The organism is Bacillus cereus group sp. MYBK108-1, assembly GCF_051917185.1.
Classification (GTDB): Bacteria; Bacillota; Bacilli; order Bacillales; family Bacillaceae_G; genus Bacillus_A; species Bacillus_A cereus.
Genome location: NZ_JBQAHZ010000026.1, coordinates 47,058 through 64,572 on the forward strand (window position 1 = coordinate 47,058; position 17,515 = coordinate 64,572).

Genomic DNA, 17,515 nt, shown 5'->3' on the forward strand with positions numbered 1-17,515 from the left:
CTAAATATACCGTTTAAATTCCAGTGAGGAGGTGGGTGTAACGTTTCTTTTTTTGATGTCTGAAGGTTTTTCAAGTAATTAAAATGGGATCGATTACTTATCAACTAAATATAGTGATATACGGTTTTAATTATGATAAAATGTTTCTTATGTGTGTCGTTTTGTTTTATTTGACTGAAAATAAAGAAAAATAAATTCGCGTGAAAAGGAGTCATTTATTTGAAGAAATTTTTAAAAATCGTATTTACATGTGTTTTAGTAGTAGCGGGCATTGTAGGAGGATTTCTAGCGTATATGACACTTACTAAAGAACAGCCTGCTGATGTTATAAGCTTGAAGGTGGAGAATAATAAGGAGCGCGTATTAGCGACTGGAAATGAGTTTAAAGTTACAACATTTAATATTGGATATGCTGGGTTAGATAAGGATCAAGATTTCTTTATGGATGGTGGAAAGGGATCTGGTTCAAGTAGTAAGGAGCAAACGGAAACTAATTTAAAGAATATGCTTTCGTTTTTACAAAATGAGAATAGTGATTTTGCACTATTACAAGAAGTTGATATAAAGTCACTTCGTTCATTTGATGTAAATGAACATGAATTTTTGAAAAAAGGATTACCTGATTATGTTTCGTCATTTGGCAAGAACTACGATACGAAATGGGTTCCAGTGCCAATAATAAATCCAATGGGATATGCGGAGGCTGGATTAAGTACGTTTTCTAAATACACTGTTCAAGAAGCGAAGAGGTTCCAGCTTCCTGGAATGGAGCCTTGGCCAAAGCGTTTGTTTGATTTAGATCGAGCAATTGTGGAATATAAAATTCCTGTTAATAATGGGAAACATGTTAGACTCGTAAATTTACATTTGTCTGCTTATGATGAAGGCGGGAAAATTAGAAAACAGCAAGTAGAGTACTTAAAAGAATATATGAACAAGCATTATGAAAATGGTGATTACGTAATAATGGGCGGAGATTGGAATCAATTAGTTTCAAACGCTCAATTAAGTGATCCGAAGTTCGTGAAAGAGCGCCCTGAGTGGTTAGTAGAGTTACCGAAGGACTTTACAGACGGTGGCTTTAAGTGGGCTGTAGATCCGTCTGTTATGACTGTGAGAGATGATGTAAAGAAATATGTAGAAGGTGAAAATTTCGTCACTATTATTGATGGCTTTATCGTTTCACCGAATGTAGAGATTGTAAATGTACAAGGGAAAGATTTAAAGTTTGAAAATAGCGATCATAACCCAGTAAGTGCGGTATTTAAACTGAAGTAATTGATATGTATAAGTAGAAGGTGGGGCTTCATATGGAGTGGTTAAAGAGGACTTGTTTTTCTAACCTTGAGAAAGAATCACAGAAAAATCATTTATTACTGTTTATAACGATTTGTAGTTTCTTTCTTGGGATAATCGCAATTGGGTATTATGGATATATTTTTACAGAGAGAGCAATAGCGTTTTGGATTTGTGGTATTTCTGTCGTTGCATTTGGAACGCTTTTTACTTTTATAAAAAGTATGGAATCAGCGTATAAATATATCATGACATTTATGTTGCTTACAATGTCTTACATTATGGTACAAGCCTTTAATGAAAGCCCGGCTGTATTTCAAATGGTCTATTTTACATTAGCTGTTTCACTTATTTACTTAAGTGAGCGCCTCATTTTAATTCTTGGCGGGGTAGCTGTTGTGATCACATTTATCCTTTGTAGCTATTGGCCGGAGCAATTTTTTGCTTATACAGCCTCGTCTGAAGCTGCTAATTTCGCAAGTTTGTTAGCGATTGTAACAATCGCTATGTGGGGCGTCACGAAAATCGGTTCTAATCTGCTCCTTCGTTTAAGTGATGAGAAGCAAGAAGTAATGAGAAAAGCTCAGGAGTTAGAAGAGACGCAAAGACTTATTGAAGAAACAGTTGTGAAACTAGATAGTAATTTCAATCATTTAAGACAAAATATGAACACGTCGATGGAATCGATGTGTGAAATTAATTTTGCCTTTGAAGAGGTGGCAGTTGGTACGCAATCACAATCAGAGATGATGTATCGTTCGGTAGAAGTATTGAATGATATGGAGGGAAATATTGAACAAATCATCTCTCAAGTAAGAACTGCATCGGCTCGTGTGGATGAAAGCTTAGAAATTTCAAAAGGTAGTGTACATACTCTAAGAAATTTTGAAACTAACATGAGAAGTTTAAATGATGTTGTTTCACAGTCTGGAATTATATTTAGAGATTTAATGATGCAATCGAAACAAATTAATGAAATTGTAGATGTAATAACGAATATTTCAAGTCAGACGAGTTTGCTAGCTTTAAATGCAAATATTGAAGCTGCGAGGGCAGGCGAGCATGGAAAAGGTTTTGCTATTGTAGCGAGTGAAGTGTTAAAGCTTGCTGAAGAATCAAATCGTTCTGCGGGAAGAATTCAAGGGATTTTGAAGGAGTTTAGTAATCAAGCAAGTAAGGTAGAAGTACAAGTAGAAAAGTCAGAAAGAGTACAAGAAGAATGTAACGAGATGTTAGCAAGCGTTTTAACAAATGTAACTGATTTAGGGAAGTTTATTGATGCGATTAATGAAGTAATGCGAGAGGTTGTTGTTCATCAAGAAAGTTTCCAAGTTAAAACGACGAATATCGTAAAGGATGTTACGCATGCTTCTAACGTAATTCAGCAAACTTCTACAGCTACAGAAGAAGTGCTAGCGAGTGTGGAAGAAGAAAAACATCGAAATGATACGTCAGTGAAGACGTTACAAACTGTTAGCGAGCAAGTGAAGTTGTTAGAAGATATTTTAGAAAAGTAATATTGCTTGGAAAGAGCACGAATGATGTGCTCTTTTTTCATTGAAACGAATACTTGATAGGAATTTAATTGCTTTTCTGCGCGTTTTCTGCCAAGCTTAAGGAGATAAAATTCAGCTAATAGCGGAATTAAAATACTTCAAAGAAAGAATTAAATAGGTGACGCATATGATCGAAGTTAAGACTTCTGAACTTAGTGATGGAGAATTTAATAGAGGTGTATTTGCAACTCGTGATATTAAAAAAGGTGAGTTGATACACGCAGCACCAGTTATCTCTTATCCGAATGAACAGCATGAACATATTGAGAAAACATTACTTGCTGACTACGCATTTGAGTATGGAATCAATCATACGGCAATCCTTTTAGGATACGGTATGTTATTTAATCATTCATATACACCGAATGCAACGTATGATATTGTCTTCGAGAACCATACGTTTAACTTCTATGCTTATAAGGATATAAAAGCAGGAGAAGAAATTTTAATCAATTATAATGGTGAAGTTGATAACGATGAGCTGTTATGGTTTGATAAAGAAAAAGAAGAGAACGAAAAGTAATATAAAGAGTATAGAAAGAGCACATTCTGTCGGATGTGCTCTTTTTTTATTGATGTAAATAAAGTAAAAAGTACAAAAAAATACCACTTTCTTTTTGTGTGGTATAGTAAGATACTGAGGGATAGTGTTTTGAAAAAGTCACATATTTTACAAATTGTTGTCTTTCTGATGACATGTCAAGTTTAGTAGTCCATTTGGGTTGCTTTATTATGCAATATATATTTTAATATGAGTGGCACCTCTTATAAATTAAGAGGTTTATAGGTGTCTCGAATTGATTTTGGGTACACTGTATCCACCACTTTAGGTTCTTTCATGTACGTGGGGATATTATGGGCCCGTATAACGGGATAAAATGAATATAGAAATAGAGGAATCGTAAAATGAATATGCAAGAGGTTTATAAATATTTAAGTACGGTATTGCCTGAAGGACATGTTAAACAAGATGAAATGTTAAAGAATCATACGCATATTAAAGTTGGCGGAAAAGCAGATGTTTTTGTTGCGCCTACAAATTATGATGAAATTCAAGAAGTTATCAAATATGCGAACGAATATAATATTCCAGTTACGTTTTTAGGAAATGGATCGAATGTCATTATTAAAGATGGTGGAATTCGCGGGATTACAGTAAGTTTAATTCATATTACAGGTGTTACTGTAACAGGAACGACGATTGTAGCACAGTGTGGTGCAGCAATTATTGACGTATCACGTATTGCCTTAGACCATAACTTAACGGGTCTTGAGTTTGCTTGTGGTATTCCAGGTTCAGTTGGCGGAGCATTATATATGAATGCTGGTGCATACGGCGGTGAAATTTCGTTTGTATTAACAGAAGCTGTCGTAATGACAGGTGATGGAGAGCTACGTACTTTGACGAAAGAAGCATTTGAATTTGGATATCGTAAGAGTGTATTTGCGAACAACCATTACATTATTCTTGAAGCGAGATTTGAACTTGAAGAAGGTGTACATGAAGAAATTAAAGCAAAAATGGATGATTTAACGTTTAAACGTGAGTCAAAACAGCCTCTAGAATATCCTTCATGTGGTAGCGTATTTAAGCGCCCACCAAATAACTTTGCTGGTAAGTTAATTCAAGACTCAGGACTACAAGGTAAGCGAATTGGTGGAGTAGAAGTTTCTTTAAAACACGCTGGGTTTATGGTGAATGTTGATAACGGAACAGCACAAGATTACATCGATTTAATTCACTTCGTACAAAAGACAGTTGAAGAGAAATTTGGCGTGAAGTTGGAGCGAGAAGTAAGGATTATTGGAGAAGATAAGGAATAAAGAAATGCGTATGAAGATATGAATTATTTTAAAATAATATTTGGGTATTGTTGACAATTTGTTTTCAATTCAATATAATGGCTAATAATTTAACAAATAACATACGTTGAAAGAGCCCAGTAGCAGTTTGTCACTGTTAACGAGAGAGCTAGGGGTTGCTGGAACCTAGCACAAACAAACTTGTGAATTACACTCTGGAGTATCTTAGGTAATGCTAAGCGGACTGGCAATCGATATTATTGCTAAGAGTGGTATGAGTAGCTATGCTATTTATACAAACTGGGTGGTAACACGGTGAATAATCGTCCCTATGTCTATCGTAGACATAGGGGCTTTTTTGTTTTTAAAAAATAAAGGGGATGACAAAAGATGAATATTATTGATGAATTAGAATGGCGCGGCGCCGTTAATCAGCAGACTGACGAAGAAGGCTTACGTAAGCTAGTAGAAGAGAAAAAGATTTCACTATACTGCGGAGTTGATCCAACCGGTGATAGTATGCATATCGGACATTTGATTCCGTTTATGATGATGAAGAGATTCCAATTAGCCGGCCATCATCCTGTTATTTTAATTGGCGGGGCAACAGGAACAATTGGTGATCCGAGTGGACGACAATCAGAGCGTCAACTTCAAACGTTAGAAGTGGTTCAGCATAATGTAGATGCGTTAACAGCACAAATGAAAAAGCTATTTGATTTTGGTGGAAATAGCGAAGTGAAGATGGTAAATAACTATGATTGGACACATGAAATAAATATTATTGAGTTTTTACGTGATTACGGGAAAAACTTTAGCATCAATAGCATGTTAGCAAAGGACATCGTAGCAAGCCGTTTGGATACAGGTATTTCTTTCACGGAATTCACGTACCAAATTTTGCAAGCGATGGACTTCCATCATTTATACACGAAAGAGGATGTTCAACTGCAAATTGGTGGTAGTGACCAATGGGGCAATATTACGAGTGGTTTAGATTTAATTCGTAAGTTAGAAGGTCATGAGGCGAAAGTATTCGGATTAACGATTCCGTTATTATTAAAATCGGACGGTACGAAGTTTGGTAAATCAGCAGGCGGCGCTGTTTGGCTTGATCCTGAAAAAACGACACCGTTTGAATTTTATCAGTTCTGGGTGAATACGGATGATCGTGATGTCGTTAAATACTTGAAATACTTTACATTCTTAACGAAAGAACGCATTGATGAATTAGCGATTAAGGTGGAAACAGAGCCTCATAAACGTGAAGCACAAAAAGTATTAGCGGAAGAAATGACGAAGTTTGTTCATGGAGAAGAAGCATTCCTGCAAGCTGAGAAAATTACAGCAGCGTTATTTAGCGGAGATATTAAATCGTTAACAGCTGATGAAATTGAACAAGGCTTTAAAGAAATGCCAACATTTCAGTCTTCAAAAGAGACGAAAAACATCGTAGAATGGCTAGTTGATTTAGGCATTGAACCATCTAGACGACAAGCGCGTGAAGATATTAATAACGGAGCGATTTCTATGAATGGTGAGAAGGTAACAGATGTGGGTACAGATGTTACGGTAGAGAATTCATTTGATGGACGATTTATTATTATCCGTAAAGGGAAGAAGAATTACAGCCTTGTGAAGTTAGGCGAATAGTTTGTGTGAAAGGATGGGAGTAGGAAGAATACTTCCATCTTTTCGTATACACAATTTGGACATAAAATAATCAGTAAATTTAGATAATTAAAAGGGTTATACGATTCTTCTGCCGAATAAATAAGTTAGAGAAAATTACGGATAAAGTGAAACTTTAATCAGTGGGGGGGGGGGTTCCTCCCCACTGATTATTAGTTGAACCAATCGGGCTTTTACGGGCAGTTAATCTTCCAACTTCATCCCTGCATTCACTGTATTTTAAGGTGGAGGTTTTACTGCCCGTTAATGCGGGATAAAAATAGCCCGAACCATGCAGGGCATGATTCGGGCTTATATTCAGATTAGTAAGCTAAGCTGAATAGACCTTTAATGTGTGATAAGTAACGAACGTTACTTGCTTCTTTCATTAATGATGCTGGTAAGCCTTTAAGTGGAGTATTGCTTGCTCCAATTGTAGCAACCGCATCTTTACGTCCTAGACTAGCAAGTGTTCCAGAGTTTACAGGTGCGAACTCTTCGAATGCTTTGCCTTCTAGTGCTGCGTATAAGTTGTATCCAATTAACTCACCCATTTGCCAAGCGATTTGTGCAGTTGGTGGGTATGGACGTCCGTCTGGAGCGAAGACAACAGCGCTGTCTCCAGCAACGAATACGTCTTTGTGAGAAGTAGATTGTAGGTATGCATCAACTGTTGCACGTCCACGGTTAACTTCAAGACCTGATTCACCGATTAATGGGTTACCTTGTACGCCGCCCGTCCAAACGAATGTGTTAGCAACAAGTTTTTGACCGTCTTTTAAGTCGATTTCGTTGCCAGCAACGTTTGTTACAGGAAGACCAGTTAAGAATGTAACGCCGCGCGCTTCTAGGCTAGTAGTTGCACGTTCGATTAAGTGGTCTGGTAATACTGGAAGGATTTTTGGACCTGCTTCAACAAGAAGAAGTTTCACTTCTTTTGGATTTACGCCGTGGCTTTTTGCAAGTTTAGGCATAATGTCAGCAAGCTCACCAACTAGCTCAACGCCAGTTAATCCGCCACCACCGATTACGATTGTAGCATCAGCTTCGTTTTTCGTTTTCGCGTATTCACGAATACGGTCTTCAACGTGTTTGTAGATTTTATTTGCATCAGCAGCAGATTTTAATACCATGCTGTTTTCTTCTAGTCCTGGAATACCGAAGTAAGCAGTTTTACTTCCTAAAGCAACTACAAGTGCATCGTAAGATAAAGTAGTGCCGCCAGCTAGTTTGATTTCTTTGCTATCAACTGAGAATGACTCAACTGTTGCGATTTTAAGATCGATATCTTTACCTTTGAAAAGCTTTGTAAGTGGCATTGCAACTGCTTGCTCAGACACGTTACCAGCTGCAAGGCGGTGTAGTTCAGTGATGATTTGGTGCGTTGGGTATTGGTTAATCACTGTAACTTGTGCTTCTGATTTACTGTAATATTTACGTACGTTTAAAGCGGCAAGAAGACCGCCATAACCAGCGCCTAAGATGACAATTTGTTTTGACATAGTATGATATCCCCCGTCTTTACTAATTGTTGTTATAAGTTAACTTATTTATTGTTACGTTCTGCACTAATTTGAAGATATGCATTCACAAAGCGGAACATTTTTTGTGCTTGTGGATCTTTTAATAATTTTAATAGACCGAACAGGCCGATAACTTCGTTGCTTTCGTCAGCACGATCTTTCGCTTCGATTGCAGTTGCAGCCATGCTTTTCACTGTATCTTTTACAGGTTCTACAAGCTCTGTGATTGCACCAACAGTGTCGCTTTTTAATACTTCATCAGTAGCAACAGTTTGAGCGAAGTCATAAGACTTAGTTAAAATGTTAACAAGCTCAGTTAATTTTGGAAGCTGTTCTACTAGTGTTGTTAATGATTCTTGTACCTCAGGTTTTAACAACTGATCAAGTACATCAAGTTGTCCTTGGCTAGCAGAAATTTGTACAGTTTCTTGTTCTGGCTTTGTTTGAGTCATAGTTTCTGGCATCTCCAATTCTCCTTTACGATAGCAATACTCTTATTTTTTATAAGTAAGATAGTAAACGGTTACGAAACTTTATACAAAGTTTCACAAAACACAATAAAATGCCTTTAAATTTATGACAGCAAGTAAGCTGAGATAAATCTAAAACCATAACGTCTTACTTATTATTTATGAACTGTCCGATACATGGCTTGTCCGCATAATGGAAAAGCTCCGTTACCGGAAAGTGTATATAATATATATCCTATATTATATACTATATACACCTATGTTAACATAAAAATGATTCCTAATTATTTGATATTGAGTGTATAACGTAGTGCTGACAAGGTATGAAAGCGTATAAAATATTTTGTTCCAGTTAGAAATGTACATATATATATAAAGAAAAAAAGGAAAAAATGAACAAATTCATGTTCGTTTTTTCCTTTTTCCTATTATTCACCTTCTGCAATTAGCATCGATGTGTTACCTTCTTTTTCAAGATGGCATTCGCCCCAAGAACAAAGAGAATCAAGAATGGATTCTAAAGACCAACCGTAGTCGGTAAGAGAATATTCTACTTTCGGTGGGACTTGGTTGTATACTTTTCTTTGAATGACGCCGTCGTCTTCTAATTCACGTAATTGCTGTGTTAACATTTTTTGTGTAATACCAGGCATGGAACGTTTTAGTTCACTCGTTCTCTTTGTACCTTTCGTTAAGTGACAAAGGATAACAACCTTCCATTTTCCGCCGATAACTTCTAAAGTTGCCTCTACAGGAATATTGTATTTCTTCATATGAAATCCTCCCTTTGTGAGTAAAATAAGTTAAATCATACAAATGTTACTTTTTAGTACCTATAGCACTTTAAAGTACGTACTTTTTATTATGTTAAATATGTTTCATAATAGCACATGTAAGAGGCAAATGAGTAGTACGGTACCAAAAAGTGACTATGTTACTTTTTAGTGCCTATCGTACTTTAAAGTGCGTTCTTCAAAAAAGGAATGAAACCATTCATAATAGCATTTGTAAGTATGAAATATATTTTTTAGAAGATAAAAGGGCCTTTTTATCATACTATTATGATTGGATTTCTTGTAATAAGGAGGAATTCAATTGAGTTCATATACAGTACCATCTTCGGAAGCTCAGACGAGCCGAAGAAGTATGTTTGCTTTATTAGCGCTAGCAATTAGTGCGTTTGGGATTGGTACGACCGAGTTTATTAGTGTCGGTTTACTACCATCTATTTCAAAAGATTTAAATGTTTCGGTTACAACAGCCGGTTTAACGGTTTCCTTATATGCGTTAGGAGCAGCGGTAGGAGCTCCTGTTTTAACAGCGTTAACGGCTAGTATGTCGCGAAAGACATTATTAATGTGGATTATGGTTATTTTCATTATTGGTAATGGCATTGCGGCGGTAGCAACAAGCTTCACTGTATTAATTATTGCAAGAATTGTATCTGCGTTTGCACATGGTGTGTTTATGTCAATTGGATCTACAATTGCAGCTGCAATTGCAGCTGCAATCGTACCAGAGAATAAACGTGCTAGCGCAATTGCGATTATGTTTACTGGATTAACAGTTGCGACTATTACTGGTGTGCCAATTGGAACATTTATCGGTCAACAATTTGGCTGGAGAGCGTCATTTATGGCGATTGTTGTAATTGGAATTATTGCTTTCATCGCAAATAGTATACTCGTCCCATCTAATTTAAAAAATGGTGTACCTGTATCGTTTCGTGATCAATTTAAATTAATTAAAAATGGAAGATTATTACTTGTTTTCATTATTACTGCACTTGGATACGGCGGTACATTCGTAACATTTACGTATTTATCTCCGTTATTACAAGAAGTAACAGGATTTGAAGCAAGTACCGTTACGATCATTTTATTAGTGTATGGAATTGCAATTGCGATAGGGAATATGGTCGGCGGAAAATTATCGAATCATAATCCGATTCGAGCGCTATTTTACATGTTCTTGATTCAAGCAATTATATTATTTGTTTTAACATTTACAGCGCCATTTAAAGTAGCTGGATTAATCACAATTATTTTCATGGGACTATTCGCATTTATGAATGTTCCGGGGCTACAAGTATATGTAGTTATATTGGCAGAGCGCTTTGTTCCAAGTGCGGTTGATGTTGCTTCAGCAATTAATATTGCCGCATTTAACGGAGGAATCGCTTTAGGTTCTTATATAGGTGGCCTTGTAACGAATTCGTTAGGATTAATCCATACTGCTTGGGTAGGCGGTCTTATGGTAGTAGCCGCTGTTATTTTAACAGCGTGGAGCATGACATTAGAAAAAAGAGATCAAGTAAAATAAAAGGAGAGAAAATAAAATGAAAAACTTACAAAGTAAAACAGTATTAAGTAATGGTGTAGAAATGCCTTGGTTCGGTTTAGGTGTATTTAAAGTAGAAGAAGGACCAGAACTTGTAGAAGCAATTAAATCAGCAATTAAAGCAGGATACCGCAGCATCGATACAGCTGCAATTTACGGAAATGAAAAAGCTGTAGGTGAAGGAATTCGTGCAGGTATTGAAGCGACTGGTATTGCAAGAGAAGAATTATTTATTACTTCAAAAGTATGGAACGCAGATCAAGGGTATGAAACAACAATCGCTGCATACGAAGAGAGTCTAAAAAAATTAGGACTAGATTATTTAGATTTATATCTTGTTCACTGGCCTTCAGAAGGAAAATATAAAGATACATGGAGAGCGCTAGAAACACTGTATAAAGAAAAGCGCGTACGTGCAATTGGTGTAAGTAACTTCCAAATCCATCACTTACAAGATGTAATGAAAGATGCAGAAATTAAACCAATGATTAACCAAGTAGAATACCACCCTCGTTTAACACAAAAAGAACTACAAGCTTTCTGTAAAGAACAAGGTATTCAAATGGAAGCATGGTCACCACTAATGCAAGGTCAATTATTAGATAACGAAACATTACAAGAGATTGCTGAGAAACACGGTAAAACAACAGCGCAAGTTATTTTACGTTGGGATCTTCAAAATGGAGTAATCACAATTCCAAAATCAACGAAAGAACACCGCATTATTGCAAACGCTGATGTATTTAACTTTGAATTAACGAAAGAAGATATGGAAAAAATCGATGCGTTAAATCAAAATCATCGCGTTGGTCCAGATCCTGATAACTTCGATTTCTAAGATTAAGGTAAGAAAAAAGAGTGCTTAAAAGCACTCTTTTTTTGTGCATAAAAATAGTTTCTAAATAAATACTACTTAGTATTAAGTTTGTTATTAAGGGGCTGTAAACATGAATATAAAGCAATCGTTCAAACTTTTAGCTATGTTTTTAAGTGTTTTATTTGTGTTATTCCCACTTCAAAAAGCATTCGCAGAAGTGATGGACCATACAAAGTATCAAATGGATTGGAGTTATAGTAAGTCCAAGAAGAAGCCAATTCGAACAGAGCTTATTAAAACGGCAGATGGCAAAATTGCTTTTTGCTTAAATGTAGATTTGAAATCTCCAAGCGGTCAAGATTTACCGGAAATGGGGAAAGTGGATATTAATGTGTACCGTGTACTATTGAATGGATATCCACAAAAGAGTCCACAAGAATTAGGGGTATCTGATTGGAGAGAGGCGCATTACGCAACGCAGCTTGCAGTGTGGAATGCGTTAAAACAAATCGATATTAATGATTTAGACTTCCGTAATAAAAATGTAGAAAAGGTAACGAAAGATATCGTTGCAAAAGCAAGTGCTAGTGAAGAACTACAAGAAATTACGATGAGTGTAACTCCTACAGAAGAACAAGAAGCAGTCTTAAAAAATGATTTCTTTGAAACAGGCTTATATACAGTAGAAACAAATGCAAAAAGCGGAACGTATAAAGTGCAAGCAACAGGTGCACCAGCGGGCGTGAAATTTGCAAATGAAAAAGGCGAAACAAAAACAGAATTTAATGTAGGAGAGAAGTTCCGCATTTTAATTCCGAAACAAACGCCAGCTGGTGGATTTAGCTTTAAAGTATCAGGAAATTTAACGAAACTACAAGGAATTGCACATAAAGGTACACCGACTATTCAAAATGCAGTAGTATTACTTGAGCGTAGTGAAGAAAAAACAAGTCCAGAGTTAGCGGTAAGTTGGAAAAAGGCTGAGGCTCCAAATAAGCCATATACTCCAAATGAACCGCATAAACCGAATCAAAAGAGATAATGAGAAAGCATTGGCGTATGCCAATGCTTTCTGTATGTGAGGGTTAAAATTATATTGGAAAAATAATAAAAAGGATAGAAATAGTTTTTTTACAGAGTAAATTATATTTGAAAATAATACAAATATAATAAAATCCTAACGTTAAGATTAAGAGATTAAATTCACAAAATTGTAATATTATTCTTGGGGGGAGGCTATTAAATGCAGGTAAAAGCGTGTAAAATTCATTTGGAAAAACTACCTATAGATGGTCATATATAAAGAAAATGTAAGGTTTTATTTTTAGATGTATAGATGACGAGACTGAAATATATCTTTTACTATTTTTCCTTTTATGTAAGAAGAGAACTCATCACAAGTAGAGAGAAGTGAGGGGGCGTAATACATAAAAAATTTTACAATATAAGAAAGCGAATACATTTAGAGAAATGCGGTAGTAATTGATATAGGTGCGAGAGGTATTAGTCTATTCGTTAAATGTTTTTATAAAAATAATAGGATTTCTTATTAAATGAATATATAGGGTGGTTTGTCTAAAAAAAGGACAGGGGACACAGATTATGTCAAAGCAGAAAAAGAGTAGGGTATTGGTAGCTGGTATTTGTATATATACATTATTATCACCAGTAGCTTTCGAAGCATCGAAAGGATATGCGGCGCCTTTGGAAGAGAATAAGGGCGGGCAGTTGAAAGAGAGTAAAGAGAATCGTTTGGAGCAGAGAACGTTTCATTTGCCTGGGAAAGGTAGTATTGAAGAAGAGCAAAAACGCTTAAAAGTACGTTATGTACTTTCAGCGAATGAACCAACTGGAATTTATGCTGGTCCAAATGAAGAAATTAAAATTGAAATAAAAGGAACGCAATCTATTAAAGCGTTCATAGGAACGAATTCATATGATGAAAAAGGGTTTGAAGAATTTGAGTTAAAACCTGGTGAAAATAATATTTCATCTTCAAGAGGTGGAATACTATATTTTTATAATATGAATAATGATGGTGAAGTAACAGCTTCAGTTATTCATGGAGGAAGTCATTTTCCGTTATTTATCTTAGGGAAACACACAAAAAAAGATTGGGATGCAATGTTAAAGAAGTATGAAAACCCTTATGCAGTTGAATTGAAGGGTGAGAGAAGTTTAATTACTGCAAGTCCTGAAGCAGTGAAAAACTATATGGGAGAAACGGATCCAGTAGAATTAATGAGGCTACATGATAAGATTATTCGCTTTGAAAATTCTGTAGCAGGATTATCTGAAGATGGTGTAGGGGTATTGAAATCCCCTAATCATTATGTTCAATTTGTTGAAAAAAGAAAACCAGATGAAGATGATTGGATGTTTGCTACTCATTATCATACAGCGTATGTTCCAGAGACTATGGATAGGGTTTTAAATATAAATAGATTAAAAGGGGATGGCTGGGGACCTTGGCACGAAGTGGGGCATTTACATCAGCAAGCTCCTTGGTTTTGGTCAGGTGTAGGAGAAGTAACAGTAAATATATATTCATTATCCGTTCAAAGGATGTTAGGCAATAAATCAAGTCTAGAAGAAAATGGTCATTATAAAAAAGCTTTTGCTTACTTAGATAATCCTGATGCTCAAAAAAAGATGGAGGAATTTGAGAAACTAGTAATGTTTTGGCAACTTGATTTAGCTTATGGAGATCATTTTTACCCTAATTTACATCAAATGTATCGCTTATTACCAGAATCTGAAATGCCTGCTTCAGATGAAGATAAAAAGCAAATGTTTATTTATATGACATCGAAAGCTGCTAAACAAAACTTAGTACCGTTTTTTGAGAAATGGGGATTAAGTCCAAATGATGAGGTTAGAGAAAAAATCCAAAATTTAAATTTACCTAAATTAGAAAAAGAAATATGGAAAGCAACAGATAGTAATATTGTTCGTGAAAAACAAGTGAAACCATACGGCGGGCTTCCTTATGGTGAAGCGTCTAATGTGGTACAAAATCTCATCGTTGGTGCGAATTTTGATGAAAATCTAGCAAGTAGCCTTGTTCAAAATTTAGGTGAGAATGTAAAAGTAACGGGTAGAATTATGTGGCCGGATTTAGAGGCTGGAAAAAAAGCGGTATTAGTAGAAATTGAGGATGAGAAAGGACAGAAAAATTTCATTTCTGTTCCAGTTAACAGTATTTATGGAGATACTATGGTATTTAAAGGTTATGGTGATGAGGTGAATTCTGTTATAACACTTCTTCATAATGAAAAGAAAATCAACGTTTCTTTTGTTGGTAAGGAGTTCCATGAGCGCTTTAAAAATGAAAAGTATGTAGGGATTACCTTATATGATAAGGATGGAAATGAAAAGAAAAATATTTCTATAGAAGGGCAAGAAAATTCTAAAAAAGCTGCTTTGCAACTTGAAGGTGTTGAACTTCAATATGGCGATATTATGAAAGTATATCATGCAGAACCAAGTCGTTTCGATTGGTATCAAAGTAATAAACTTGTAGAGCAAGGTGGAGCTAAGAATAAAAAAGAAAAGTTCTTTAAGATTACTCCACAAGGATATGAACTAATAGACGGTATACAAGAAGTAGAAGCGGTACCGCAAAAAGTAGTAATCGGGGCAGACGCTGAAAAATTAGAAGCGAAAAACTTTGTTCAAGTAAAAGGTGGAGAAGTAATTGGATTTGTAGAAAAACCGAATACAATGAAAATTGGTGAACAAAAAGTAAAAGTGGAAACGAAAGATCGCTTTGGGAATAAGAAAGTGACGGAAGTTCCATTAGAAGTGGCATATGGAGACAGTTTAGTATTCAAAGGGCTTAATTATAATACCAATATCAAATCAATCGTAACACTGCAACATGATCAGAAAAAGTTCAGTACGATGGCTGATTCAAATCCAGTGCACTATTATTTTAAAGAAGACACGTATTTTGAATTCTCATTACTAGACCAAAATGGAAATGAGAAAAAGAAAGCAACAGTAAAAGGTGTTGAAAATGCAGAAGAATTCGCGAAATCAATTAATGGGTTAGAGTTCGAGTATGGTGATGTAGTGAAAGTGTATCACGCTGAATCAGATCGCTTTAATTGGTATCAAAATAATAACTTTGTTGGTGAAGGTAAGGCGAAGGTAGAGAAGGAATTACTATTTAAAGTTACAGAGCAAGGTTACGAGAGAATGGAAGCTCAACAAGAAGTAACGGCAGTACCACAAAAAGTGACAATCGGAACAGATGTTGAAAAATTAGATGCAAAAAACTTTGTTCAAGTGAAAGGTGGAGAAGTAGTTGGATTTGTAGAAAAACCGAATACAACAAAAATCGGTGAACAAAAAGTAAAAGTAGAAACGAAAGATCGTTTTGGGCACAAGAAAGTGACGGAAGTACCGTTAGAAGTCATTTATGGAGACAGCATTATGTTCTTCGGTACATGGCATGGCGGAAGCAATATTAAATCGGTTGTCACGATAAATCATGAAGAAAAGAAATTCAGTACAACAGATTCAGATGGCCCAATGCACACTTCATTTGCAGATGAGAAGTATATGGGGATGACTGTATACGATAAAGATGGAAAAGAGAAGAAAGCTCTATCAGTAAAAGCATCTGAAAATACAAAAGGATTTGCAGAACAATTCAACGGAATGACGTTTGAATATGAGGATATGGTAAAGGTATACCAAAAAGAGTTTGATAGATTTAAAGTGTACAAAAAGAATGAAATAGTGGAAGCGCAGTACGGTGTTCATGAAGTAATCTTTAAAGTAACGGAGCATGGTTTCGAGAGAATGGAAGCGAAGCAAGAAGTAACAGCAGTCCCACAAAAAGTAGTAATCGGAACAGACGTTGAAAAATTAGATGTAAAAAACTTTGTTCAAGTGAAGGATGGAGAAGTAGTTGGATTTGTGGAAAAACCAACTACATCAAAAGTCGGAAAACAAACAGTAAAAATAGAAACGAAAGATCGATTTGGAAATAAGAAAGTAACGGAAGTACCGTTGGAAGTAATTTATGGCGATAGTTTAGTATTCCAAGGTGATGGTAATAATACGCGTTCTGTCGTAACTGCGGATCATAATGCGAAAAAGCTACAGGCAACATTTACGGATTCTAAAGTTCATTATCGTTTTGAGAATGAAAAATATATGGGAATCACGCTATACGATCAAAATGGAAATGAAAAGAAAGTCATTTCGGTAGAAGGGCAAGAGAGTTCGAAAAACTTTGCAGAACAGTTAAATGGTGTAGACTTCGCATATGGTGATGTTATTAAGGTATATCATGCAGAATCAGATCGATTGAAGTGGTATCAAAAGAATGAGTTTATAAGTAACGGTAAAGGGAAACAAGAGTTGTACTTTAAATTAACAGAAAAAGGTTTCGAGAGAGTGGAAGCGCAGCAAGAAGTAACAGCAGTACCACAAAAAGTAGTAATCGGAACAGATGCCGGAAAATTAGAAGCGAAAAACTTTGTTCAAGTGAAAGACGGAGAAGTAGTAGGTTTTGTAGAAAAGCCAAATACAACGAAAATTGGTGAACAAAAAGTAAAAGTAGAAACGAAAGATCGATTTGGGAATAAGAAATTGACAGAAGTTCTTATGGAAGTAACGTATGGGGATAGCGTAGTATATCAAGGTGTGTCTAATGTAACACGTTCAATTATTACGTTAAATCATGAAGAAAAGAAATTACATGCGACATTTACCGATGATGAAATACATTATCGTTTTGTAAATGAACAGTATATAGGACTTACGATTTATGATAAAAATGGAAAAGAGAAAAAGCATGTAACGGCAGAAGGACAAGAGACTTCAAAGAATTTTGCTGAGCAAGTAAATGGAACGGCATTTGAGTATGGAGACGTGTTGAAAGTATACCATGCGGAACCGAGTCGTTTGAATTGGTACAAAAAGAATGTGCTAGATAAAAAAGAGGGTGCAATGAAGGGTGAAGAAATATCCTTTAAGATTACTCCAAATGGCTTAGAGCAAGTGCAATAATAAGAAAAAGCTCGT

Annotated in this window: 12 protein-coding genes and 1 other annotated feature; of the genes, 9 read left to right on the forward strand and 3 right to left on the reverse strand. The window is 35.7% G+C overall.

Going from position 1 to position 17,515, the window contains the following annotated elements:
- Positions 1–219: 219 nt before the first annotated feature.
- The 5 genes from ACTFSL_RS25610 to tyrS all read left to right on the forward strand — a co-directional run bounded on the left by ACTFSL_RS25610 (position 220) and on the right by tyrS (position 6,308).
- On the forward strand, positions 220–1,278 hold the full coding sequence (locus ACTFSL_RS25610) for an endonuclease/exonuclease/phosphatase family protein (protein ID WP_000714050.1): 1,059 nt from the start codon (positions 220–222) through the stop codon (positions 1,276–1,278).
- A 32-nt stretch (positions 1,279–1,310) separates the two neighbouring features.
- Entirely contained in the window at positions 1,311–2,813 is a 1,503-nt protein-coding gene (locus tag ACTFSL_RS25615; protein WP_440042612.1) for a DUF4077 domain-containing protein, read from the forward strand.
- A 166-nt stretch (positions 2,814–2,979) separates the two neighbouring features.
- Complete coding sequence (locus ACTFSL_RS25620; RefSeq protein ID WP_000573649.1) at positions 2,980–3,375, forward strand: SET domain-containing protein; 396 nt, start codon at positions 2,980–2,982, stop codon at positions 3,373–3,375.
- A gap of 383 nt (positions 3,376–3,758) precedes the next feature.
- A complete protein-coding gene (gene murB / locus ACTFSL_RS25625) occupies positions 3,759–4,676 on the forward strand; it encodes a UDP-N-acetylmuramate dehydrogenase (protein WP_001057102.1) in 918 nt (305 codons plus the stop codon).
- A 97-nt stretch (positions 4,677–4,773) separates the two neighbouring features.
- Positions 4,774–4,989, forward strand: a binding site (T-box leader).
- A gap of 56 nt (positions 4,990–5,045) precedes the next feature.
- Positions 5,046–6,308, forward strand: coding sequence for a tyrosine--tRNA ligase (tyrS, locus tag ACTFSL_RS25630; RefSeq protein WP_440042613.1), 1,263 nt, complete (start codon positions 5,046–5,048; stop codon positions 6,306–6,308).
- Between the two features lie 341 nt (positions 6,309–6,649).
- Here the strand turns inward: tyrS and ACTFSL_RS25635 are convergent, their stop codons facing one another.
- The 3 genes from ACTFSL_RS25635 to ACTFSL_RS25645 form a co-directional block, all read right to left on the reverse strand.
- The gene (locus tag ACTFSL_RS25635; protein WP_000043202.1) at positions 6,650–7,828 is read right to left on the reverse strand and encodes an NAD(P)/FAD-dependent oxidoreductase; all 1,179 of its coding nucleotides are present in this window, start codon (positions 7,826–7,828) and stop codon (positions 6,650–6,652) included.
- A gap of 44 nt (positions 7,829–7,872) precedes the next feature.
- Positions 7,873–8,313, reverse strand: a complete 441-nt coding sequence (locus ACTFSL_RS25640; RefSeq protein ID WP_001115309.1) for a DUF1641 domain-containing protein — start codon at positions 8,311–8,313, stop codon at positions 7,873–7,875.
- Positions 8,314–8,747: 434 nt separating this feature from the next.
- Positions 8,748–9,092: a winged helix-turn-helix transcriptional regulator gene (locus ACTFSL_RS25645; protein ID WP_000760481.1), complete on the reverse strand. Its 345-nt coding sequence runs from the start codon at positions 9,090–9,092 to the stop codon at positions 8,748–8,750.
- A 373-nt stretch (positions 9,093–9,465) separates the two neighbouring features.
- Here ACTFSL_RS25645 and ACTFSL_RS25650 point away from each other — a divergent pair, with 373 nt between their 5' ends.
- From ACTFSL_RS25650 to ACTFSL_RS25665, 4 genes are all read left to right on the forward strand, one after another.
- A complete protein-coding gene (locus ACTFSL_RS25650; protein WP_440042624.1) occupies positions 9,466–10,641 on the forward strand; it encodes an MFS transporter in 1,176 nt (391 codons plus the stop codon).
- 16 nt (positions 10,642–10,657) lie between these two features.
- A complete protein-coding gene (locus ACTFSL_RS25655) occupies positions 10,658–11,497 on the forward strand; it encodes an aldo/keto reductase (RefSeq protein WP_000793568.1) in 840 nt (279 codons plus the stop codon).
- A gap of 109 nt (positions 11,498–11,606) precedes the next feature.
- On the forward strand, positions 11,607–12,518 hold the full coding sequence (locus ACTFSL_RS25660; RefSeq protein WP_088338444.1) for a thioester domain-containing protein: 912 nt from the start codon (positions 11,607–11,609) through the stop codon (positions 12,516–12,518).
- A 560-nt stretch (positions 12,519–13,078) separates the two neighbouring features.
- Positions 13,079–17,500: a putative mucin/carbohydrate-binding domain-containing protein gene (locus ACTFSL_RS25665; protein ID WP_440042615.1), complete on the forward strand. Its 4,422-nt coding sequence runs from the start codon at positions 13,079–13,081 to the stop codon at positions 17,498–17,500.
- The last annotated feature ends 15 nt before the right edge of the window (positions 17,501–17,515 follow it).